Here is a 22,772-nt window from a genome sequence, read left to right on the forward strand (position 1 = left end):
CCAATCGCTCAGGGCAGGGCCTCCCTTTCCCCCACCAGCATCCCCGCGGTAAATTCCCGCACGCTTACCGGAGCCGGCTCCTCCCCCTGGTTTAAATTCTGCAGCACCGCCACCAGGGCCCGGGCCGTATCCAGGGAGGTCAGGCAGGGCACCCGGTACTCGGCGGCAGTACGGCGCAGGCGGAAACCCGGCCGGGCGGGATGCTTGCCCCGGGTGGGGGTGTTGATCACCAGGCTCACCGCTCCAGATCGCACCAGGTTGATCCCGTCCTCCACTTCCTGTACCGGGAGACCGGCGGCGGCAAGGGCTCTGGCCGTGCCCCTGGTGGCGTAAAGCGGGTAACCCAGGCTGGCGTACTGGCGGATCACGGGTAACGCCTCTACTTTATCCCGGTCGGCCAGGGAAACCAGGATCGCCTTCGCTGCAGGATGTTCATTTACTCCGGCCGGAACGGGACTCAGGCCGGCGGCTGTCATGGCTTTATAGAGTGCTCCGGGGAAGGTACGATCCACCCCCATAACCTCCCCGGTGGACTTCATCTCCGGCCCCAGGGAAATTTCCACTTCACCCAGCTTCTCAAAGGAAAAAACCGGCGCCTTCACCGCTATGAAATCCGAAATTCCGCCCAGGCCCGACCCGTATCCCTGTTCGGCCAGCCTCCTGCCCAGCATGGCCCGGGTGGCCACCTGCACCATGGGTACAGCCGTCACTTTACTCAAAATGGGAACGGTACGGGAAGCCCGGGGGTTAACTTCCAGGACAAAGATGCCCTCCCTGGCCACCACATACTGGATATTCAGCAACCCGCAAACCCTCAGCGCCCGGCCAATCTGGAGGGTGTAATCAACCACCTGTTCAACCTGGGCGGGGGTGAGGCTCCGGGGCGGGTACACGGCCATACTGTCCCCCGAGTGCACCCCGGCCCGCTCGATATGCTCCATAATACCGGGGATGAATATATCTTTCCCGTCCCCTATACCGTCAATCTCCACTTCCCGGCCCCGGATATACTTGTCGATGAGCACCGGGTGGCGCGGCGAAACCTGCACCGCCGTTTCCATATATTTCAGCAGTTCGGGGGTATTATGGACAATTTCCATGGCCCTCCCGCCCAGCACGTAGGAGGGCCGCACCAGAACCGGATAGCCCAGCCTTTCCGCGATCTGCCGGGCCTGCTCCACGGTAAAGGCAGTTCCTCCCTCGGTCTGGGGAATGCCCAGGCGGGCCAGCAGGGCGCTGAATTTTTCCCGGTCCTCGGCGGCGTCAATGGATTCCACCGGCGTACCCAGCACCCTCACCCCCCGGGCGGCCAGTTCCCCGGCCAGGTTGATGGCTGTCTGGCCGCCGAACTGGACGATTACGCCCAGGGGGTTTTCCTTCTCCACCACGTTGAGCACGTCTTCTAAGGTGAGGGGTTCAAAATACAGGCGGTCGGCGGTGTCGAAATCGGTGCTCACCGTCTCCGGGTTGTTGTTAATGATGATAGCCTCCACCCCTTCGGCCTGCAGACCCCATACGGAATGGACCGAGCAGTAGTCAAATTCAATACCCTGGCCGATACGGATGGGCCCCGAACCCAGCACGATCACCCCGGGCCGGGAAGATACCGGAACCTCATCCACAGCATCGTAGGTGGAATAGTAATACGGGGTGGCGGCCTCAAATTCCGCGGCACAGGTATCAACCATTTTGTAGGCCGGGACAATGCCGAGCTCCTTCCGCAGCGCCCGCACCCGGTCAAAGCCCAGGCCGGTCAAACGGCCGATGTGGCTGTCGGCAAAGCCGCAGGCTTTAGCCCGGCGCAGCAAATCGGGAGAGGGGTTGTCGCGCGCTGCCCGCAGTTCCCCTTCCAGCACCACGATATTCTTTATTTTCTCCAGGAAAAAATAGTCTATGGCTGTAAGCTGAAAAATCTCCCGCATGGCCCAGGCCCGCCGGAAAGCCTCGGCAATGGCAAACAGGCGCAGGTCATTGGGCCGGGAGAGCAGCTGCTGCAGTTCCATTTCGCTCCAGCTTCCCGACCCCTTCCACTGCAGGCTGTCCACCCCGATTTCCAGGGAACGCACGGCCTTGAGCAGGGCTCCTTCAAAGGTGCGGTCAATGGCCATCACCTCACCGGTGGCCTTCATCTGGGTACCCAGGGTGCGGTCGGCGCTGCTGAATTTATCAAAGGGCCAGCGGGGGATTTTAACCACCACATAGTCCAGGGCCGGCTCGAAACAGGCGCAGGTCTTGCCCGTCACCGGGTTGGTAATCTCATCCAGCCTCAGGCCAATGGCTATCTTGGCCGCCGTGCGGGCGATGGGATAGCCGGTGGCTTTGGAAGCCAGGGCGCTGGAGCGGCTTACCCGGGGATTAACCTCAATCACGTAGTAGCGAAAACTTTCCGGGTCCAGGGCAAACTGAATGTTGCAGCCCCCCTCCACCTTCAGGGCCCGGATGATTTTCAGGGCGGCGGAGCGCAGCAGCTGGTACTCCTTGTCGGACAGGGTCTGGGAAGGTGCCACCACGATGCTGTCCCCGGTATGAATACCTATGGGGTCAATATTTTCCATATTGCAGATGGTTATACAGTTATCGGCCCCGTCCCGCATCACTTCGTATTCTATTTCCTTCCATCCGGCCACGCTCTTTTCCAGGAGCACCTGGCCGATAGGGCTCATGGCCAGCCCCCGGTGAACGATGGCCGCCAGCTCCTGTGGGCTCGAAGCCATACCGCCTCCAGTTCCGCCCAGGGTGTAGGCGGGGCGAACGATCAGGGGATAACCGGCTTCCCGGGCAAACTCCAGAGCCTGCTCCACACTGGTAACCGTGGTGCTGGGTGGTACCGGCTCGCCGATGGCCAGCATGGTTTCCTTGAACAGCTCCCGGTCTTCGGCCCGGCGGATGCTGTCCAGGGAGGTACCCAGCAGTTCCACGCCGAACCTCTCCAGCACCCCCTGCCGGGCCAGTTCCACGGCCAGGTTCAACCCCGTCTGCCCGCCCAGGGTGGGCAGTAAGCCCTGCGGCCGCTCCCGCTCGATTATGCGGGCCACAGTCTGCCAGGTGAGGGGTTCGATGTAGATCTGGTCGGCCATATGGCTGTCGGTCATGATGGTGGCCGGGTTGGAATTCACCAGCACCACCTGGACCCCTTCCTCTCTCAGGGCCCGGCAGGCCTGGGTGCCGGCATAATCGAACTCCGCGGCCTGGCCGATAATAATGGGGCCGGAACCGATGACCAGCACTTTGTTAATGTCCTTTCGTCTGGGCATGGTTATCCTGGTTCAAAAAAGCTCACAATACCTAACAATTGTTAGTTTTTGTGAACCCAGCCTCCCCATGACCAGGTTTTCGCCCCTTTCCGGATTGGATTTGCCCGCCCCTGGGAGCGGGCTGAAGCGACAGGGAGACCTCGGCCCCGCCCAGCACTCAACACCCAGGTTAAGTTAATACTTAGAAGTTGAGCGTTGCGATGGGTGTTTAGTGCTGGGCACCCGGACGGGAGAACTGCGCGAAATAGGCACTTCCGGCTTGCGCCTTCATCAATGTTGACTATTTCGCGGAAAACTCCGCCTCCCGCGACCTGTTAGGTACGGCCTACCGGTTTTTCCGATACCGGCTAAACGGGGTCACCTACTCAGCAAAACCAGCTCCTTCAAGTCGTGCCAGACCGAGTAAAACGACTCCTGCTTGAAACGGTCCAAACCGTTGTATACAGGAATCTTTTCGTCCAGCCGCTTGAAGAGCCGCTTCACCTTTCGGGTCATCCCTTTTCCTTCCCCAGGTAAGGAATCAACCTTCCGGTTCAGCTTCTCTTTGATGACTCGAATTTTTTGCTTCAACTCGTTGGTAATGCACTCTCTGAAGCCTATCGCCCGCCGGGCGATAGTTAAAGCGGCTGCGTGGTGGATAATTACCCCGTACCGCTCCATGTACTTGTAATAGCCGATGGTGGACGTGTGCGCCGGCCAGACCGGTTTTATCCCCACCCCTTCTCTTGTGGCCTTGCGCGTGACGGCCTCGATTATCTTCTTGAACGGGAAGTTGGCCGCCATGCGGTTGAATTTCTTGTTGGTGTCCAGCCGGTCTTTCCCGAAGTCCAGGTCCTCTAAGGCAATGGGCTTACCCAGGGCTTTTGCTATGCCCACCACCACTTTGGCCAGTACGCCAATTAAGTATGTGCGCCGGTATCCGCGGCTGTAAGCAAGTTCCGGTATTTTGATGTAGAGAAAACCGTTCGGGTGTACCGTCACCTGGAATTCCCCGGCAAATTTGTGCAGGGCCTTCGGGTACGGTACGGTGAATCCTTCGGGCCAGGGTTCGGGCTGGCCGGAATAATTGACGTTGGCTAAAGCCACCCCGTCCGGGTTGGTGTCCATCCCCAGATATCCCCGGTTGGAACTGGTCACCGGTTCAGGTGCTGTTATGGTGAAGGTAATGTGCACCCTGTACCGGCCGTCCCTGCCCTTGATCAGCTCAACAGTATAGGGCGCGCCCGAAAGGAGCAGTTTCCACACCTTCAACCGGTGCTTCTCCGGCAGCCAGAGTATGCCCTCTACCCGGGGCGCCCTGGTCATTATGGGTCTACCCTTCTTGTCTGTTCCTTTCTGCTCGGACAGGTGAGAGATGGTTACTGACAGGGAGAAATCCCCGTTCCGACAGCTTATCTTGATGTTCGGGTTGCCGCCTTTGGTTTCGTCGCCGCGGGCAAAAAGCCTGTTCTGCCGGGCTTGCCGCCACTCTTCTTTTGAAACCCGGCCTTTACAGATCCCCTTCCACAAAGAACGACCCCCAAAAACTACAGCAGGTATGGTGCCGTTACTTTGATGGGTCTTTAGCTCATCCAGCTTATCACTCAGTTTTTTGACCCGCGATTTGCGGCCGTGTACGGCGCGTTTAGCTTTCTCGATTTTTACCGGGTCGTTTGCTTCAACTGCTTTATCCAGGTCTTTTTCCGCCCAGCCGAGTTTCTTCCTGGCCCGGGCCAGCTTCGTTTCCATTTCCTCAACTTCCAAAACCAGCAGTTCTCGCTGTGATTCAATAATGGCCTTTGCCTTCAATATGGCATCGTCACAAAAACGGGAGTTTATGCCAAATAACTTCTGACCTTCTTTTTTGAGCTCTTGGGGACGGGAACGGCCTTCCTGCAGCCGGTTGAACGCCCAGCGGGTACAGGCACAAAAAAGGCGCATTTCCGTGACCAGAGGGTCTTCGTCGCCCCGGCCCCACTTCTGGGAGCGAAAGGCAGGGTAAACCTCTGGGAAAAACTCGCCGCATACGGTGTATTTTACGCCGTCTTCAGGACTCCTCGGTTTCTTTTTCGGCTTCCTCATCCCGTGTCACTCCCGCCATCAGTTCCCGAAACCCCTGCCTGACCTTCCTGCCTCCCCTGGCACCGTACAACCGGGCCGAAAAAGTCGTCACTATGGCCAGCAGGTCCCGAACCAGCTCAGTATGAGCGTCCTCCGGCTCTTTTTCCGCTATGGCGATTATCTTTTATACTCGCCCTGCTCGGCCAGCTTGAGTACGTTGGCTAACCGCGGCGCTTCTGGTTTAAGCCGCTGGCTACGTCCGTGAATTCTGCCCTGATGATAAAACCGTTTTCCCGGGCGTACTGCCACAACCGTTCCATCTGCCGGTCCAGGTTGCCCACGCCGGCCTGCTTTTTTGTAGATACCCGGGCGTAAAGCACGACTGCTTCCTGCCCATCAGTCAATTGACCGGATTGCAAGAGCCTGTTGAGTTCGTCCATAGAGTACCGGCGCTGGCCTCCGGGCAGACGGACGGGCTTGATTAAACCCCGCTTCTCCCAGTTGCGCAGGCTGTCGGGATGAACGCCTAATTTTTTTGCCGCTTTGCTGATGGTTAAAAGCACCATAACTTTATGGTAACTGTTTTGTTATGTTTTATCAGTATTTGTTGACCTGTTAGTAGCTGCTACGAACCTCCTGCTGCAAAAGTTACTGTTTTATCTCAGCCAGGACGCCGGCCAGGATTTCCACCGCCTCATCCACCTCGGCCTCTGTGATAATCAAGGGAGGAATAAAGCGCAGGATGTGATTGTCCACACAGTTAATCAACAAACCGCGCTCCTGGCACCTGCCAACGATCTCTTTACCCTCGATGGACAATTCCATACCCAGCATCAGCCCCAGGCCGCGCACCTCCCTGACAAAAGAAAACCGGCCGGCCAGCTCCAGAAGGCGGGCCTTCAGGTAGGCTCCCACCCGGGCCGCATTTTCAATCACGCCGTCCTCCAGCAGGCATTTCACGGCCGCCAGCCCGGCCGCACAGGCCAGGGGGTTGCCTCCGAAGGTGGAGGCGTGGTCGCCGGGGCTGAAGGCGGCGGCCACTTCTTCCTTCGCCACCATGGCCCCGATGGGGAACCCGCCGCCCAGGGCTTTGGCCAGGGTAAAAATGTCCGGCTCCACGCCGTAATGCTGGTAGGCCAGGAACCTGCCCGTACGACCCAGGCCGCACTGCACTTCGTCGAAGATCAGCAGGGCATTGTAGCGGTCACAGAGCTCCCGGGCGGCCTTTAAATATTCAGGCGTGGCCACGTTTACCCCACCCTCGCCCTGGACCGGCTCCAGGAGCACCGCACAGGTGCCGGGGTTCACAGCCCGGGAAAGGGCCTCCACATCATTGAAGGGAACGTATTTAAACCCCGCCGGAAGGGGCTCAAACCCCTTCTGATACTTGGACTGGGCCGTGGCAGTGATGGCGGCCAGGGTACGCCCGTGGAAGGATTTCAGGGCGGTGATGATTTCATACTTATCCTGCCCGCCGTGTATTTTACCGTACTTGCGGGCCAGCTTGATGGCCGCCTCGTTGGCCTCGGCACCACTGTTGCAGAAAAACACCCGGTCGCCGCAGGAATTTTCCACCAGCAGCCGGGCCAGCCTGGCCTGGGTTTCAATGTAATAGAGGTTGGACACATGCATTAATTTCCGGACCTGTGAGGTTATGGCATCCACCACCGCCGGATGGCAGTGGCCCAGGGAGCAAACGGCCAGCCCGGCCACAAAATCAAGGTACTCCTTCCCTTCCGCATCCCAGACCCTCGCCCCCTGTCCCCTCACCAGGGCCAGGGGCAGGCGCCCGTAAGTTTGCATCACATACCTGCTGGTAAGCTCCATAATTTCTGCACCCGTCACTTTTATCCCCTCCTGCTAACGGACCACCATGGTGCCGATGCCTTTATCCGTGAACACTTCCAGCAAAATGGAGTGGGCCACCCGCCCGTCCAGAATATGGGTGGTATTGACTCCCCCGTAAAGGGCCCGGGTGCAGCATTCCACCTTGGGGATCATACCCCCGTCGATAACGCCCCGGGCTATCAAATCGGGTACATCGTCCGCCCGGATCACCGAGAGAAGGGAATCCCTGTTTTCCCGGTCCTCCAGGATACCTTCCACGTCGGTGAGGATAATTAACTTGTCAGCCCCCAGCGCTGCCGCCAGTTCCCCGGCAACGGTATCGGCATTGACGTTGTAGCTCTCCCCTTCAGGACCCACCGCTACTGGGGCCACCACAGGAATGTAGCCCTCATGGATCAGCGTCTGGACAATGGCCGGGTTAACCTTTTTCACCTGCCCCACACAGCCAATGTCCACCATCTCCACCTTCCCATCGGGCTGATATACCTTGCCCGGCATTTTCACCGCCTGAAGCAGGCAGGCATCCTTGCCGGAAAGGCCCACCGCCTTGCCGCCAATGCGGTTGATCAGGGAAACGATTTCCTTGTTCAGCTTGCCCGCCAGAACCATCTCCACTATTTCCATGGTTTCCTCGTCGGTAACCCGCAGGCCGCTGACAAAACGGGACTCAATGCCCAGCTTCTGGAGCATGGCCGTGATTTCCGGCCCCCCGCCGTGAACAACCACCGGATGCATGCCCACATACTTCATCAAAACCACATCGGTAAGTACGGCCATTTTCAGCCCGCAGTCCGTCATGGCGTGGCCGCCGTACTTGATCACCACGGTCTTGCCGTAGAACTTCTTTATATAGGGCAGGGCCTCCACCAGGATGGCCGCCTTCTCCTGTGCGCTGAGCAAGCGGATACCTCCCCCGTATACTATAACAATCTATCAATAGTTACGCTCAAAAAAAGCAGTTATGCCACATCCATTTTGCCAAACCGTTATGTCCGGTAGCTGGCATTAATATTCACATACTCACCGGTCAGATCGCAGCCCCAGGCCGTGGCCTCACATTCTCCCGACTTTAAATCCACCAGCACCCGCACCTCGCGGCCCGCCAGCGCAGCCGAGGCTGCTTCTTCATCAAAGGGCAGGGCCATCCCGTCCCTGGCCACCATTACGTCACCCAGGTATATATCCACCCGGTCGGGGTCAAACTGCGCCCCCGAATAGCCAACGGCGCAGATAACCCGGCCCCAGTTGGCATCCCGGCCGTAAACGGCTGTTTTAACCAGGTTGGAAGCTACCACCGCCCGGGCAGCCAGGCGGGCATCTTTCTCACTGGCGGCATTGATTACTTTTACTTCCAGCAGCTTTGTCGCCCCTTCGCCATCCCTGGCCACCGCCCGGGCCAGCCGGGTGCAAACCTCGGTAAGGGCATCCCGGAAAAGGTAATAATCTTCGTTTTCGGCGGCAATTTCCGGATTGCCGGCCAATCCGTTGGCCAGCACCAGAACCATATCATTGGTGCTGGTATCCCCGTCGACACTGATCATATTAAAGCTGCGGTCCACCGCGTAGCGCAGCGTCTCCTGCAGGCAGGATGGGGATACCGCCGCATCGGTGCTAATAAAGCAGAGCATGGTGGCCATGCTGGGGTGAATCATTCCGGAACCCTTGGCCATGCCCCCGATGGTCACCGTGTGCCCGCCGAGGGTAAGGGAAAGGGCCGCTTCTTTGGGCTCGGTATCGGTGGTCATAATGGCCTCGGCGGCGGCTGCACCTCCGCCGGGGCTCAATTCCCGGGCCGCAGCGGCAATACCCGGCAAAATGCGGCCCATGGGCATGGGCTGGCCGATGACCCCGGTGGAGGCCACCAGGACATCCTCCTCGGGAATATTCAATACCCGGGCCGTTTCCTGCGCCATGGCCCGGGCATCCCTGATACCCTGCTCCCCGTTGCAGGTATTGGCATTGCCGCTGTTCACCACCACCGCCCGGGCACGCCCCCTGGAAATGCGCTCCATAGTTACCAGCACAGGGGCACCCTTCACCAGGTTGGTGGTGAACACCCCGGCAGCCCGGGCCGGAACCTCGGAAAAAATTAAGGCAATATCCCGTCTTCCTTTATACTTCACCCCGGCGGCCACTCCCGCGGCCAGAAAACCCTGCGGGGCAGTGACACCGCCGCTTTTCTCTTCCCATGTTCTGGCCAAGCCAGCATTCCTCCTTATTCACTACGTCGTTAAACTGTCCGGGTTCGGACCGGACTCAACATTAGATTACTCGCTTCATATGCAAGCAGAAAGCGTAAATACTCAGTGAACCTGGTTGGATGCGGCACTGTCCCCGCTCACTCCAGTGCTTCGCGCCGACAGCACCGCGGCTTGCTTCGGGCCGGCTCTGGCTCTCTGCGGATTGCCCGCCACTAATCATTCTTCGTTGTTACCTGTTGAAATAATATGTCTTAAAAAGTCTCCTTCCGGGTAGTTCATCATGCGTCCTCGAGAGCCGAGCCGGCAGCCTCGCTTCGCCGGGTGCTGTTACCGGCGCTTCGCAAGTCATTCGCTCCGGACAGTGCCGCATCCTTGTCATAACGGTTCTACTGAATATTAACCGGAAAGATATTTTACATATTTCTACGGATATACCCCCGGACCGTAAAGCCCCGTATCCTCCGCCAGCCCGAACATTATATTCATATTCTGGACCGCCTGGCCGGCAGCCCCTTTAATCAGGTTGTCGATGGCGGAAATGATTACCACCCGGCCGGTACGCCGGTCCACCACCAGGCCGATATCACAGTGGTTGGAACCGGCCACCATTTTGGTCGCCGGCAGCATGCCCGCGGGCAACACCCGGACAAATTTCTCCTGCCGGTAAAATTCGCGGTAGAGGGCCAGAATCTCCTCCGTGCTTTTCTGCCCGGCCAGCCGGGCGTAAATGGTACTCAGGATGCCCCGGATCATGGGGGTCAGGTGGGGAGTAAAGGAAACCAGCACCTTTTTGCCGGCCAGGGCGCTCAACTCCTGTTCAATTTCAGGGGTATGGCGGTGCGCGGCCACCCCGTAGGCCTTGATGCTCTCGTTAACCTCACAGTAATGGGTGTTCAGGGACAACCCCCGCCCGGCCCCGGAAACGCCGGACTTGGAATCAATGATAATGGAGCCTGTATCGATCAGCCCTTCTTTCAGCAGGGGAGCCAGGGCCAGGATCACGCTGGTGGGGTAGCAGCCCGGATTGGCCACCAGCCGGGCGGAACGGATTTTTTCCCGGTGGATTTCCGGCAACCCGTACACCGCTTGAGGCAACAGCTCCGCGGCCGTGTGCTCCACCTTATACCATTCCTGATAGACTGCAGGGTCGTGGAGGCGGAAATCCGCACCCAGATCCACCAGGGCTTTTCCCCTGCCAACGACTTCCCGGGCCACGGCCATGGCATGGCCATGGGGCAGGGCCGTAAATATTACATCGCTTCTCTCCACCAGGGCCGGCAAATCCTGCTCCTCGCAGACCAGGTCCACATACCCGTAAAGGTGGGGGTAAACCTCCCAGAAGGCCTTGCCGGCATAACTCTGGGTGGTCAACCCCACCAGCTCCACCTGCGGGTGGGCATTTAACAGCCTGACCAGTTCGGCACCGGCATAGCCGGTGGCCCCGATAACGCTAGCTTTAATAACCATAATCGTCAGGTGCAAACCCGGGCGGCCTGAAGGCCGGGGTTTCTGGTCACCCTCTGAGGCTCCTTTCTATAAGGGAATACTTTATAATTATACAATTGGTTGTATAAAAATACAACCTCAAAGATAAGATAAAAATTACCCGGTTGGATCAATTTCTGCACAGGCGCGTAAAATCCCCTGTACTAATTACACCAAATTTTGTTATTAATGTTATTATCGGGATCGGTGTTAGATGGGGTACGGGCTTTGTAGTTTTGCCACCAGGGCGGCAAAGGCCGGGGACAAGCCCAAGGCCACCGGGCTCAAAGTCGCACCCAAGCTTGTCACCGTTAAAACAGGGTTTACCTTTCTTCAGGTAATTTTTAAGCCATTGCCAGTAAATAAATGGCGGGGCGGTGAAAAACCGCCCCTTACTGGTTTTGTTCCGCCCGTATTTTTTTAAACTCCCGTGTGAGCAGGGGCACCACTTCAAAGAGGTCACCCACGATCCCGTAATCGGCCACCTTGAAAATATTGGCTTCCGGGTCCTTATTTATGGCCACAATCACCTTGGATGAGCCCATCCCCGCCAGGTGCTGGATGGCCCCCGAGATGCCGCAGGCAATGTACAGCTGCGGGGATACGGTCTTACCCGTCTGACCCACCTGCATGCTGTGCGGCGCATATCCCGCATCCACCGCCGCCCGGGAGGCTCCCACCGCCGCCCCCAGCACGTCCGCCAGCTCTTCCAGTATCTTGAAGTTCTCCGCCGATTTCATCCCCCGGCCCCCGGAGACAATAATGTCCGCTTCGGTGAGTTCGGGACGGCTGGATACCTGGCGAACTACTTCTTTAATGATCTGGCGGATGTCCCCCGGTTCCACGTCCACCTGTACCACTTCCGCCGCGCGTCCCCCTTGGGGTTGAGGCACCGGCAGTACGTTGGGCCTGATGGTGGCCATCACCGGCCGGGCTTCCGGAGAGATGGCCTGGACAAAGGCCTTGCCCGCGTAAATGGGCCGGGTGAGGGTTATCTGGCCGTCCTGCAGTTCCACTTTCGTGCAGTCGGTACACAGCCCCGCCTGCAGCCGCTGGGCCACCTGGGCCGCCAGGTCTCGCCCCTGTACGGTACAGCCCAGGAAAATGGCCGTGGGCTGGTGTTCTAAGGCCAGCCTGGCCAGCGCCCTGGTGTACCCGTCCGTGGTGTATTCGGCCAGGGCGTCATTTTCCAGCACGTATACCTTGTCGGCACCGTATTCCCCCAGGGCGGGCGCCAGTTCGCCCACTTCTTTGCCGATGATTACAGCCGCAACTTCTTCAGCCAGCTGGTCAGCCAGCTGGCGAGCGGCACCCAGCATTTCATAGGTGACTTTTTTAACCTTACCGTTTTTGTGTTCGGCGTAGACCCAGATTCCTTTCCCCATTTCCTTCCACCTTCCTTAGATGACCTTTGCTTCTTCCCGCAGAAGCCGCACCAGAGCGGCAGCAGCTTCCGCCGGTTCTCCGGGTACGATCTTTCCTTGTGCCCTGGGGGAGGGCAGGAAGTATTTGAGGGCGCGCACTTTGGGCGCTACTTCTTCCGCGGTAAGTCCCAGGTCGCTCAGAGCGAGTTTTTCCATGGGCTTCTTTTTGGCCTGCATGATGCCCTTCATGGTGGGATAACGGGGTTCGTTCAACCCTTTCTGGGCGGTGATCACCGCGGGCAGGGGCACTTCCACCATTTCGCTGCCCCCTTCAATTTCCCGGGTGGCCAGAACCTTGCCGCCGGCTATTTCCAGCTTGATGACCATGTTGACCACCGGCAGTCCCAGGATTTCCGCTACCCGCCCGGCCACCTGGGCGGAGCCGTCGTCAATGGCCCGCCAGCCGCCTAAAATGAGGTGGTATTCCATGCGGGATACGGCTCTGGCCAGGATGGTGGCCGTGGTGTATTCGTCCATTTCTTCCAGTTCGGGGGTGATGAGTACGGCCCGGTCGGCGCCCATGGCCAGTGCCTGGCGCAGGACGTCCTGGGCTTTTGGCCCGCCCATGCTGACCACGGTTACTTCCCCTTTGGTTTTTTCCTTGATGCGCAGGGCTTCTTCCACGGCAAATTCATCGTAGGGGTTCATGATCAGGCTGACGCCTTCCGGGTTGATTTTGCCCTGGGCGTCGAGGGTGATTTTGGCTTCCGTGTCAAAGGTTTGTTTGGTGAATACTACTACCTTCATCTAATAAACACCTTCTCCCGCTAAAGCTTTTAGAAAGGTACCGCCACTCAGTTTGCCCGTATCATATTTAAAAAGTCAATTATTGCTTCGTTTACTTCTCCGGGTTTTTCCAGCATAGTCATATGCCCGGCACCGTAAATAATCTTTAGCCGGGAATTTGCTATTTGATTGTTTAAGTATTGGGCATACTTAACCGGCGTCATTTTGTCTTCATCCCCAACAATGATCAGGGTGGGAACTTTGATTTTCTGAATGTCACTCATCCGGTCAAAACTGTCACAGGCCTGATAATCCGCCAGGTACAGCGCGGGGGGAAGCCCTTCCATTTCTCGCCTGAAGCTTTGCACCAGGCTCTGCGGAACGGCAGAACCAAAGAGGTTGTTTATATTGCGCAGCGGTAATTCACCCCCGGCCAGGGTCTCCAGAACCTGCGGATTCACCCTTAGCCGTGCTCCCGTGCCTACCAGTATGAGCCCCTGCAATTTTTCCGCATGGCACAGGGCAAACTCCAGGGCAATGGCGCCGCCCATGGAGTGCCCGGCCAGAACGAATTTCCTGCTGTGTAAGGCATCGATAAAACCAGCAACTAACTCGGCGTACTCGGTAATGGAGGCAAGAGGCTTCCCCCCGGATCGTCCGTGTCCGGGTAAATCCAGGGCTACCGCCCGGTATAAACCTTTGAGGGCTTCCAGCTGAGCGGACCATCGCCGGCTGGAACCTCCCGCACCATGAACAAATATCATCAGCGGTTCTCGGCCCGTTGTCTCCTGGTAGTAAATTTTTAGGTCGTTATATATAAGGTATGGCATTCAACACCTCTGCCTTTTCTTCATGAATTAATTTTTTGGGGCCGGAACTTGTAACCATACCTGATCACATCTTCTTCCGTGTATATTCTTCTGATGACCACTTCCACCGGCATGCCAATTTCTACTTGATCCTTTTCCACATCCACCAGCTGGGCCACAATGCGGGGCCCTTCATCCAGTTCCACCAGCACCACCGGGTAGAATCGGCGGTAGGCCGCTTCTTCACTGAATTCCGGTGGCGCCCCGGCACCGGCAATAATGGTATATGAATAAACCTTGCCCTTGCCGCTTAGCTGTGCTTCTTCAAATTGATCGAAATTACCACAATACTTGCATCCTGCTTTGGGCGGGAAATTTATTTTGCCGCACTTCAGACACTTCAGGCCCACCAGGCGGTAGCGCTGCTTGACTGCCCGCTGGTACATGGGTATGGATATATGGGCTCCCACTGGTAAATCACCTCGCTAGATGTATCTTTTAACCTGCAGGTACTGGGCGTAGCCAAGGTAGGTTATGTTTTCATCCAGCTGCTTTTTGACCGTGTTTCTTCCTTCCTTTAAAGGTGCACCGGTAACCGTTAAGCTAACGGCCATGCTTCCCGCACCGGATCCATATGCCGCCAGTAAAATTTTTTCCCCGGGTTTGGACTGGTCCAGGACAGCCGCCAGGCTCAACAGGGCAGAGGAAGCACCCGTGTCGCCGGTTTGCTCGTAAAGCAGGCCGGGAGCCAGTTGCTCCTCGTCAAACCCCAGTTTTTTGGCCACACTCTTCGCACTGCGGCCATCGATCTCTTGAATAACCAGGTAATTGTAATCAGAAGGCTTCCTACCCAGCTTCTCCATCAGGCTTTGGAGCGCCCGGGTGACCAGCTGGTTGTAGGATGCGAACGTAAAAGCCCGTACTCCTATATCTCTGAGGTTGTTGTCGCCTGCAGGGCGGAAGCGCTCCCCCAGCATTTCACTGACGAAAGAATTGAAGCCGTCTATCTCAGCAATGAGATTTTCCGTACCCAAAATATAGGCTACACCACCGGCACCAAGACCATGTTCAATGCTTTCCCGGGGGCAAGCCCGCGGCGCATCGGCGGCAATCACCAGGGCGTTCCGGCCGCTGCCGGCACTAAGAAAAGCCCAGGCTGTCAACAAAGCCTCACTGCCCGCCCTGATGGACTGGCCGTGTTCGATAGCTATTACATCCTCCCTCAGGCCGAGCATAACCGCAGCGGCTCCCGATACCATCTTTTCCTGGTAAGGAGGATTAGTGGAAGCCCAGCATATTATTCCAATCTTTTCGGGGTTTATGCCGCATTTCAGGGCCTCTTTGGCCGCCTCAACGCCCATGGTTAACGCGTCTTCGTCAAAATCCATGACGGTTTTTTCCTTAATGCCGGCGGCACAGTTACCCCAGGCTTGCTGGTATTCCTTTTTGGTTATTCTTAACCGGGGCAGGTATGCGCCATAACCGACTATCCCCACTGCCATCTTGCTACCCCTCCCGCCTGTAAATGAATACCGTCGCCGTACCACCAGACCCGCCCACGTTGTGGGAAAGGCCAATTTCGGCGTTCTTTATCTGCCGCTCCGGGTTTTTGGCCTGCCCGCGCAACTGGTTAAATACTTCATAGGCCTGCCCGCAACCGGTAGCTCCAATGGGGTGGCCTTTACTCTTCAACCCGCCGCTCACATTGACGGGAATACGTCCGCCCAGGGAAGTAGCCTCTTCATCAAGAAGACGGCCGGCTTCTCCCTTCTCGCAGAATCCCAGGTCATAGTAGGCCACCACTTCCGCGATGGTGAAACAGTCGTGCACTTCCGCAAAGTCAATGTCCTCCGGTTTTACCCCGGCCTGCTTGTATGCCTGCTGGGCGGCCATGCGGGCGGCCTTGAAACTGGTGATGCAATCCCTGTCCTGCACGGCCAGGTAGTCGGTACCGGCACCATAGCCAATAATATAAACGGGATGATCCGTGAATTCCCTTGCCCGCTCCTCGCTGCACAGCAGGACCACCGCAGCCCCGTCAGTGGTGGGACAACAATCCCAGATATTCAGAGGATAGGCCACCGGTGCCCCTGCCACGGCCATTTCCAGGGTAATTTCCCTCCGGAACTGCGCCTTGGGGTTCATGGCCCCGTGTCTGTGGTTTTTCACGGCCACCTTGGCCAGCTGCTCCCGGGTTAAGCCAAACTCGTGCATGTACCTGCTGGCCACCAGGGCATAGATGCCGGCAAAGGTCAACCCGGCCAGCCTTTCAAATTCGGTGTCCCCGGAAATACCCAACCAGTATTTCGTCTTGGTGGAGGAAACATCCCGCATCTTTTCTATCCCTCCGGCCAGGGCGATATCACACTTGCCGGACGCCACCGCGCAAATGGCGCTGTACAGGGCAAAACCACCGGACGCACAGGCATTTTCCACCCTGATGGCCGGAACGTGAGGCAACCCCACATGCCCCATCAAAAGAGCGGCAAGTTGTCCCAGTTGAAACCCGCTTCCGGCGCTCAGGGACCCGATATAGGCCAGTTGAATTTCTCTGGGATCTATTCCCTTGTCCACACTATGTAGCATGTCTTTAAAGGCCCAGGCAAAAAGTTCCTTCACCCCCAGGGTGGGGAATTCACCGTAGGGCGTCTGCCCGGCGCCGATAATGGCCACTCTTCTCATCGCTCATTCCCCCGCTTTAAGGAATTGCCACCTGTTTTTACCTTCCTTTATAAACCGGGCGTCTCTTTTCCAAAAAAGCAGTCAACCCTTCCAAATGATCCTCTGTTCCAAACAGTATTGTTTGAGCCAGTCTTTCTATGATTAAGCCGGATTCAAGGCTGACATTGCTGCCCCAGTTGATCACTGCCTTGGCAAAACGAACGGCGAGAGGTCCTTTCGCCATTATCTTCTTGGCCATTTCCTTGGCTGCCCGCACTGCCTCACCGGCGGGCACTACTTTGTTAACCAGCCCAATTCGGTAGGCTTCGGCGGCATCAATGATTTCACCGGTTAGAATCAATTCCTTGGCTTTACCAATGCCTACCAGCCGGGCCAGACGCTGGGTGCCGCCTGCTCCGGGCAAAATGCCCAGGTTCAGTTCCGGCTGGCCGAGCCTGGCGTTTTCAGCGGCCACGCGCAGGTCACAGGCCAGGGCCAGTTCACAGCCGCCTCCCAGGGCGTAGCCATTAATGGCTGCAATGGTAACCTTCTCCATGTTGGCCAGGCGGTTTAAAATGGCCTGGTTCTCGTTTACAAAGGTTTCCAGCATGGTTCTTTCTTTCAGGGAAGCCACATCTGCACCGGCCACAAAGGCTTTATCCCCCGCCCCCGTGAAAATCAGTACCTGTATTTCCTCATCTTTTTCCACCTGGTCAATCAACGAGTTGATCTCCTGCCAGGTTTCCCGGTTTAAGGCATTGCGAACCTCCGGGCGGTTAACCGTGGCCACGGCAATGCCTTCTTCCTTTTCCAAGATAAGGTTTTTGAAACCCATTATGTCCTTCACCTACTTCTCGGTATAATCATAAACGCCTTTACCTACCTTGCGTCCCAGTCTGCCCGCCTGAACATACTTAACCAGCAGCGGGGCGGGGCGGTACTTCTCGCCCAGGGTTTTATGCAGGTATTCCAGTATTTTTAACCTGGTATCCAGCCCTACCAGATCGACCATCTCAAAGGGGCCCATGGGATGGTTCAGACCAAGCTTGAGGGCTTTGTCAATGTCCTCCGGTGTACCCAGACCTTCCTGAAGCATTAAAAAGGCCTCGTTCCCAATGAGCGCATTGATCCGGGTGGTCACAAAGCCCGGGAACTCGTTGATTTTTACAGTCTCCTTGCCCATTTGTTTGCAGGCTTCTGCAGAGATTGCGTAGGTCTCCTCCGATGTTTCCAGCCCGCAAACAATTTCGACCAGTTTCATTATGTGTACGGGATTGAAGAAATGCAGGCCAATCACTTTTTCCGGTCTTTTTGTGGCAGCGGCAATCTCGGTAATGCTCATGGAGGAAGTGTTGGTCGCAAGGATGGTATGAGTGGGGCAGTATTCATCAAGCTTGGCGAAAACGTCCTGCTTCAATTTCATATCTTCCGGGACGGCCTCAATAACCAGATCTACATCCTGAGCCGCTTCTTTCAAATCGGTAAAACAGCTGATGCGGGCCAGGGCGGCCTCTTTATCTTCCGGCTTGACCTTGCCCCGTTCCACCCCTTTTTGCATGTTGTCCTCAATGATTTTCAATGACTTTTCCAGATACTCGCTGCTTACATCCTGCATGTTAACCTGAAAGCCGCCCAGAGCACAGACATGGGCTATTCCCCTTCCCATGGTACCGGCACCGATCACGGCAACCTTTCGAACTATCATTATTGTTCTCCTCCCCAGAAATAATCTCTCTAAACATGCTGATTGTCTGGCCGGTCTAGGCCAGTGCATATTCCTTCAACAGCTGGCTTGCGATAATGTTCTTTTGGATCTCCGAGGTACCTTCGTAGATTCTGGTAATTCTGGCGTCACGGTAGTACCGCTCGATGGGGAAATCCTTCATGTATCCCATCCCGCCAAAAATCTGCACGGCCTTGTCGGCCACCCGGCAGTAGGCCTCGGAAGCAAAATACTTTACAGCCGCGGCTTCCTTGATCACTTTCATGCCCTGGTCAACCATCCAGGCAACTCGATATGTAAACCACCTGGTAGTTTCAATATCGACAGCCATATCTGCCAGCATATGTTGCACCGCCTGGAAGGATGCGATGGGCTTGCCAAACTGTACCCTTTGCTGGGCATATTGAACACACAGTTCCAGCAGTTTTTGCATGGAGCCCAGGTTGCGCGCGGCCAAACCGGCCCGTCCGTTGGCCAATATTTTTAAGGCATTGACATACCCCTGGCCTTCCTGGCCTAGCACATTTTCCACCGGCACCTCGCAGTCCTCCAAAATAACCTCCGCGGTATGGGATCCCCGCAAGCCCATCTTGCGTTCGATGGTACCGATCCGGAAGCCCGGGAAGTCTTTCTCTACAATAAAAGAGGTGATTCCTTTGGGTCCCTTGGACTTGTCGGTAACAGCCATTACGGTAAAAATGTCCGCCTCGGGAGCGTTGGTAATAAAGTGCTTGGTGCCGTTGAGGATGTATTTATCTCCCTTGCGAACCGCCGTTGTCTTGATGTTTGCCGCATCCGAGCCGGCATCTGGTTCGGTGAGGGCGAAGGCACCCAGGCGATCACCGGAGGCGAGATCCGGAAGATACTTTTTCTTTTGCTCTTCAGTGCCTAGCTCCACTATACCCACCGTACCTATTCCTGTGTGAGCACCGATAAGAGTGGTAAAACCGTTGCAGGTGCGTCCCAGTTGTTCATAAATGAGGCACTTTCCCAGCATGCCGATGCTACCCACGCCGCCGTATTCCTCAGGTATGCTCAACCCAAACAGGCCCATTTCCTTTGCCTTTTCGATGATTTCTTCCGGAATGCGATCTTCTTCGTCAATACGCTGGCTGATGGGATCTACTTCATTGTCCACAAAATCCTTTACCGTCTCTACCATCAGTTTTAACTCGTCGCTAATATTGAAATCCACCATTACCCCTCCCAAAGCTTTTTCTTTTGGACCAACAACTTAAATTACTCCCTTTTTTTTCAGCTCGTTTATGTCTTCCTCGCTGTATCCCAGGCCGGAAAGCACCTCCACGGTATGCTGTCCCAGCAGCGGCGGGGCCATGCGCACTGAACCTGGTGTTTCCGACATTATAATGGGAATCCCCAGCACTTTCATCGTACCGATGGTTGGATGTGGCACTTCCTGAATCATACCCAGGTGAACCACTTGCGGGTGGGATAATACCTCGGCAATGTTGTAAATCGGACCGGAAGGAACACCTGCTTCCTTTAATTTGGCCAGGATTTCCGCGGAAGTTTTGGTCCTGGTGTAATCACTCATCAGGGCAACCAGTTCTTCCCGGTTCTTTACCCTGTCTGCATTAATCGCGAATTTCGGGTGTTCTTTTAAGTGGTCGAGACCCAGTGCATCGCACATTTTCTTCCACAACCAGTCGTTGGGTACGGCAATGATTATGTACCCGTCCTGCGTTTCAAATACCTGATAAGGTGCCACGTTGGGATGGGCCGAACCCAAACGACCGGGAATCTTGCCGGTGGCCAGCACCCCCTGGGCCAGGTAGGTTTGCAGCGATACTATGGCCTGCAGCAGGGAAGCTTCTACATACTGGCCCCGGCCCGTTTTTTCCCTGGCCAGCAACGCCAGCATTACACCCAGGGCGGCATAGAGCCCGGTGGTCAAATCAACCACTGAAAAGCCGACTTTCACGGGAGGCCGGCCCGGTTCACCGGTCACACTCATAAGCCCTCCAAAGGCCTGCATCAACAAATCGTAAGCCGGTTCATCCTTCATAGGTCCGGTACGGCCAAAACCGCTTACGGCGCAATAGACCAGGCGCGGGTTAATTTCCTTCAAAACTTCGTAACCCAACCCGAATTTCTCCATAGTCCCGGTACGGAAGTTTTCAATTAGAACGTCTACCTGGCTAACCAGTTGTTTAACAATTTGCCTGCCTTCTTCGGTCTTCAGATTTAACGTGATGCCTTTCTTATTGCGGTTCAGGCTAAGATAATAGCAACTTTCTCCACCCCATTCGGGCGGTTTATAGCCCCTAGTCTCATCACCGACACCAGGCTGCTCCACCTTAATCACCTGGGCACCCATGTCAGCCAGCAACATGCTGCAGAAAGGACCGGCCAACGTTCTCGACAGTTCTAAAACCCGGATACCTTCCAACGCTCCAGCCATAATACTCCTCTCCTTTTACGTCCTTTTGCATTTTTTATTTGCTCCTGGTTCCAGCTATGACCTCTCACTGAAGACCTGTACATTGATGTGTTCCGCCAAGGGAATTGTTTTTCCTTTGTGGAACAATTATACTAACAGTCATTATATTGTGTCAATATCTTCTGTAAATAGAAAATAGAAAGGTAATAATAGAATTATCAAAGGACAGGTATGTTCCGGTTCAGTCAATGGTTCTCCCGCCGTCTATCAGAATAGTCTGGCCGGTGAGGTAATCCGAGGCCGGCGAGGACAAAAACAGCATCGTCCCCACCAAATCTACGGGCCTGCCAATTCTCCCCATAGGGATTTTTGATAGTATACCGGCATAGACTTTTTCGTCCTTCAAGTATTCTTCCGTTTGCTCGGTAACTATGTATCCAGGGGCAATGGCGTTAACATTGATGTTGTAGCGGGCCCATTCATTGGCCAGTACTTTTGTCATCTGAGCGACGGCCCCCTTGGTCATAGCATATATGCACAGGTTGGGGTGCCCGCGTACGGAGGATACCGAAGCAGTGTTAATTATCTTGCCCCTTTTCTGCTCAACCATATATCTGCCCACCTGCTGAGCCATAAAAAAAGCCCCCTTGGCGTTGACATCAACGATACTGTGCCAGTCTTCCTCGGAATATTCCAGGGCCGGTTTTCTGATATTCAACCCGGCGTGGTTAAGTAAAATATCAATTCTCCCGAAACTTTCCACCACTCTTGCCACCGATTCTTTTATTTCCCGGGTATTTTTGAGGTTGCAGGGGAAGATCTCTACCCTTACTTGGTATCCCGACAATTCTCTTTTAAGCATTTCCAGCTTTTCCTGCCTGACATCCAGCAGCGCTAGGCTTACGCCGTTCTGGGCTAGGGCGGCAGCGAACTCCCGACCTATGGAACCGGCTGCCCCTGTTATAAGCGCTATCTTACCGGCCAGGTTAAAAAGCGACTTGTAGTCAGTATTCAAAGATAAGCCCCCTTATAGAAATCATTTTCTTTAACCGCTTCACTTTGCTGCGATTCTTAAACTCCAGTTCAGTCCCCTTCTAAAACAAATACCATTTCTAAGGATAAAGCAATATTTTACCCCTTTTTTTATTACTTGCAAGATCAAAAGCAGCTACGGCCTCTGCCAGTCTAAACCTGTCGGTGACAATATGTTCAAAAGGGAATTGCGGCAGACCAGCATACTCTATAGCCTGCAAAAAAGATTTCTTACTGGTCCCATAGGTACCCTTTAGGCCGATTTCTCCCCGTACCATGCAATCCATGGGCAATGAAAACCTGCCCGTGGATATTCCCACCAGAATGACTTTTCCGCCTTTTTTTACCAGGTACATGGCCTTTTCCGGCACTGACGGATGACCGGAGCAGTCAAAAACTACGTCCGCGGGCCTATCCTGAAGATGCCCGGCCAAGGCTGAAAAATCAGCAGGATCTACTCTTACCGGAATGGCTTTTATTTTTTTCACTATTTGCAGTCTTTCTTCATCGTCAGGAAGCCCCGCCACCAAGGTTTTACCGGATCCCAACCCCTTACAGATCACCGCTATCCCCAAACCTATGGGCCCTGGGCCAAAAATTACGATGTTCTTGTTTTTAACGTCGCCGATCTTGTTTACGGCATGCACACCAACTGCCACCGATTCCAAAATTGCTGCCACCTCATCTGAGATTTTATTACCCAGCGGCAGGGCGTTGTCCCGGGGGACAACCATGTACTCCGCCATACCGCCGTTTCTTCTGAAACCAAACTGCAGAGACAGGGGCGGGGCTGTCAGGGTGCGCGGTCCGGCCTGGCAGATGTTTTCTTCCCCCTTAAGGCAGTTGTCGCAGGCATTGCATGGTATGTAGGGGTTGATAACCACCCTTTTCCCCACTATATCCGGTTCCACACCAGATCCCGCCGCCTCCACCACACCGACAACCTCATGGCCCAGTACCACGGGGTAATTAATCCATCTATATCCCTCATGACCCAGGTACATGTGCAAGTCGCTACCACATATGCTGCTGGCGGTGACTTTGATGAGTACCTCGTCATCCTTCAGAGAAGGAATCTGTAAATCAGTCAGCTCGATATCATACTGCTTCGTTGACTTTTTAACAAGGGCTTTCACTGTCTAGCTCAACCTCACTTAAAATATAGTTG

At 55.6% G+C, this 22,772-nt stretch carries 19 protein-coding genes; all 19 read right to left on the bottom strand.

The window, feature by feature from the left end; genetic code table 11:
- Positions 1 to 8: 8 nt before the first annotated feature.
- A complete protein-coding gene (gene carB / locus BR83_RS0102520; RefSeq protein WP_027355753.1) occupies positions 9 to 3,254 on the bottom strand; it encodes a carbamoyl-phosphate synthase large subunit in 3,246 nt (1,081 codons plus the stop codon).
- A gap of 357 nt (positions 3,255 to 3,611) precedes the next feature.
- Positions 3,612 to 5,315 (bottom strand): IS200/IS605 family accessory protein TnpB-related protein, encoded by a 1,704-nt coding sequence (locus BR83_RS0102525; RefSeq protein WP_027355754.1) that lies wholly within the window; start codon positions 5,313 to 5,315, stop codon positions 3,612 to 3,614.
- Positions 5,316 to 5,515: 200 nt separating this feature from the next.
- A complete protein-coding gene (locus tag BR83_RS17505) occupies positions 5,516 to 5,860 on the bottom strand; it encodes a MerR family DNA-binding transcriptional regulator (RefSeq protein ID WP_242839610.1) in 345 nt (114 codons plus the stop codon).
- A gap of 82 nt (positions 5,861 to 5,942) precedes the next feature.
- Positions 5,943 to 7,139 (bottom strand): acetylornithine transaminase, encoded by a 1,197-nt coding sequence (locus tag BR83_RS0102535; RefSeq protein ID WP_027355755.1) that lies wholly within the window; start codon positions 7,137 to 7,139, stop codon positions 5,943 to 5,945.
- Positions 7,140 to 7,154: 15 nt separating this feature from the next.
- The gene (gene argB, locus BR83_RS0102540) at positions 7,155 to 8,042 is read right to left on the bottom strand and encodes an acetylglutamate kinase (protein ID WP_027355756.1); all 888 of its coding nucleotides are present in this window, start codon (positions 8,040 to 8,042) and stop codon (positions 7,155 to 7,157) included.
- 86 nt (positions 8,043 to 8,128) lie between these two features.
- A complete protein-coding gene (gene argJ / locus BR83_RS0102545) occupies positions 8,129 to 9,343 on the bottom strand; it encodes a bifunctional glutamate N-acetyltransferase/amino-acid acetyltransferase ArgJ (RefSeq protein WP_027355757.1) in 1,215 nt (404 codons plus the stop codon).
- Between the two features lie 423 nt (positions 9,344 to 9,766).
- Positions 9,767 to 10,810 carry an N-acetyl-gamma-glutamyl-phosphate reductase gene (argC, locus tag BR83_RS0102550; protein ID WP_027355758.1) on the bottom strand — a complete coding sequence of 348 codons (1,044 nt, stop codon included), beginning with the start codon at positions 10,808 to 10,810 and terminating at the stop codon, positions 9,767 to 9,769.
- 410 nt (positions 10,811 to 11,220) lie between these two features.
- The gene (locus tag BR83_RS0102565) at positions 11,221 to 12,213 is read right to left on the bottom strand and encodes an electron transfer flavoprotein subunit alpha/FixB family protein (protein ID WP_027355760.1); all 993 of its coding nucleotides are present in this window, start codon (positions 12,211 to 12,213) and stop codon (positions 11,221 to 11,223) included.
- Positions 12,214 to 12,228: 15 nt separating this feature from the next.
- The gene (locus BR83_RS0102570; RefSeq protein WP_027355761.1) at positions 12,229 to 12,999 is read right to left on the bottom strand and encodes an electron transfer flavoprotein subunit beta/FixA family protein; all 771 of its coding nucleotides are present in this window, start codon (positions 12,997 to 12,999) and stop codon (positions 12,229 to 12,231) included.
- Between the two features lie 47 nt (positions 13,000 to 13,046).
- Positions 13,047 to 13,808 (bottom strand): alpha/beta fold hydrolase, encoded by a 762-nt coding sequence (locus BR83_RS0102575; protein ID WP_027355762.1) that lies wholly within the window; start codon positions 13,806 to 13,808, stop codon positions 13,047 to 13,049.
- A gap of 20 nt (positions 13,809 to 13,828) precedes the next feature.
- A complete protein-coding gene (locus BR83_RS0102580) occupies positions 13,829 to 14,257 on the bottom strand; it encodes a Zn-ribbon domain-containing OB-fold protein (RefSeq protein WP_027355763.1) in 429 nt (142 codons plus the stop codon).
- 15 nt (positions 14,258 to 14,272) lie between these two features.
- On the bottom strand, positions 14,273 to 15,289 hold the full coding sequence (locus BR83_RS0102585; protein WP_027355764.1) for a hydroxymethylglutaryl-CoA synthase: 1,017 nt from the start codon (positions 15,287 to 15,289) through the stop codon (positions 14,273 to 14,275).
- Positions 15,290 to 15,293: 4 nt separating this feature from the next.
- A complete protein-coding gene (locus BR83_RS0102590) occupies positions 15,294 to 16,469 on the bottom strand; it encodes a thiolase domain-containing protein (RefSeq protein ID WP_027355765.1) in 1,176 nt (391 codons plus the stop codon).
- Between the two features lie 37 nt (positions 16,470 to 16,506).
- Positions 16,507 to 17,283, bottom strand: a complete 777-nt coding sequence (locus BR83_RS0102595; protein WP_027355766.1) for an enoyl-CoA hydratase-related protein — start codon at positions 17,281 to 17,283, stop codon at positions 16,507 to 16,509.
- Between the two features lie 12 nt (positions 17,284 to 17,295).
- Entirely contained in the window at positions 17,296 to 18,153 is an 858-nt protein-coding gene (locus tag BR83_RS0102600) for a 3-hydroxyacyl-CoA dehydrogenase (RefSeq protein WP_207640168.1), read from the bottom strand.
- Positions 18,154 to 18,208: 55 nt separating this feature from the next.
- Positions 18,209 to 19,366: an acyl-CoA dehydrogenase family protein gene (locus BR83_RS0102605; RefSeq protein WP_027355768.1), complete on the bottom strand. Its 1,158-nt coding sequence runs from the start codon at positions 19,364 to 19,366 to the stop codon at positions 18,209 to 18,211.
- 39 nt (positions 19,367 to 19,405) lie between these two features.
- On the bottom strand, positions 19,406 to 20,593 hold the full coding sequence (locus BR83_RS0102610) for a CaiB/BaiF CoA transferase family protein (RefSeq protein ID WP_027355769.1): 1,188 nt from the start codon (positions 20,591 to 20,593) through the stop codon (positions 19,406 to 19,408).
- Between the two features lie 220 nt (positions 20,594 to 20,813).
- Positions 20,814 to 21,587, bottom strand: coding sequence for an SDR family NAD(P)-dependent oxidoreductase (locus BR83_RS0102615; protein ID WP_027355770.1), 774 nt, complete (start codon positions 21,585 to 21,587; stop codon positions 20,814 to 20,816).
- Positions 21,588 to 21,684: 97 nt separating this feature from the next.
- A complete protein-coding gene (locus BR83_RS0102620) occupies positions 21,685 to 22,740 on the bottom strand; it encodes a zinc-dependent alcohol dehydrogenase (protein WP_027355771.1) in 1,056 nt (351 codons plus the stop codon).
- Positions 22,741 to 22,772 lie beyond the last annotated feature (32 nt).

Source organism: Desulfofundulus thermocisternus DSM 10259 (genome assembly GCF_000686645.1).
GTDB classification, from domain to species: domain Bacteria; phylum Bacillota; class Desulfotomaculia; order Desulfotomaculales; family Desulfovirgulaceae; genus Desulfofundulus; species Desulfofundulus australicus.

Coding starts and splice junctions, on each gene's coding strand:
- BR83_RS0102590 (WP_027355765.1), bottom strand. CDS start 16,469: ATGAGAAGAGTGGCCATTATCGGCGCCGGGCAGACGCCCTACGGTGAA.
- BR83_RS0102570 (WP_027355761.1), bottom strand. CDS start 12,999: ATGAAGGTAGTAGTATTCACCAAACAAACCTTTGACACGGAAGCCAAA.
- BR83_RS0102565 (WP_027355760.1), bottom strand. CDS start 12,213: ATGGGGAAAGGAATCTGGGTCTACGCCGAACACAAAAACGGTAAGGTT.
- BR83_RS0102595 (WP_027355766.1), bottom strand. CDS start 17,283: ATGGGTTTCAAAAACCTTATCTTGGAAAAGGAAGAAGGCATTGCCGTG.
- BR83_RS0102525 (WP_027355754.1), bottom strand. CDS start 5,315: ATGAGGAAGCCGAAAAAGAAACCGAGGAGTCCTGAAGACGGCGTAAAA.
- BR83_RS0102575 (WP_027355762.1), bottom strand. CDS start 13,808: ATGCCATACCTTATATATAACGACCTAAAAATTTACTACCAGGAGACA.
- argC (WP_027355758.1), bottom strand. CDS start 10,810: ATGGTTATTAAAGCTAGCGTTATCGGGGCCACCGGCTATGCCGGTGCC.
- BR83_RS0102585 (WP_027355764.1), bottom strand. CDS start 15,289: ATGGCAGTGGGGATAGTCGGTTATGGCGCATACCTGCCCCGGTTAAGA.
- BR83_RS0102610 (WP_027355769.1), bottom strand. CDS start 20,593: ATGGCTGGAGCGTTGGAAGGTATCCGGGTTTTAGAACTGTCGAGAACG.
- BR83_RS0102600 (WP_207640168.1), bottom strand. CDS start 18,153: ATGATAGTTCGAAAGGTTGCCGTGATCGGTGCCGGTACCATGGGAAGG.
- carB (WP_027355753.1), bottom strand. CDS start 3,254: ATGCCCAGACGAAAGGACATTAACAAAGTGCTGGTCATCGGTTCCGGC.
- BR83_RS17505 (WP_242839610.1), bottom strand. CDS start 5,860: ATGGTGCTTTTAACCATCAGCAAAGCGGCAAAAAAATTAGGCGTTCAT.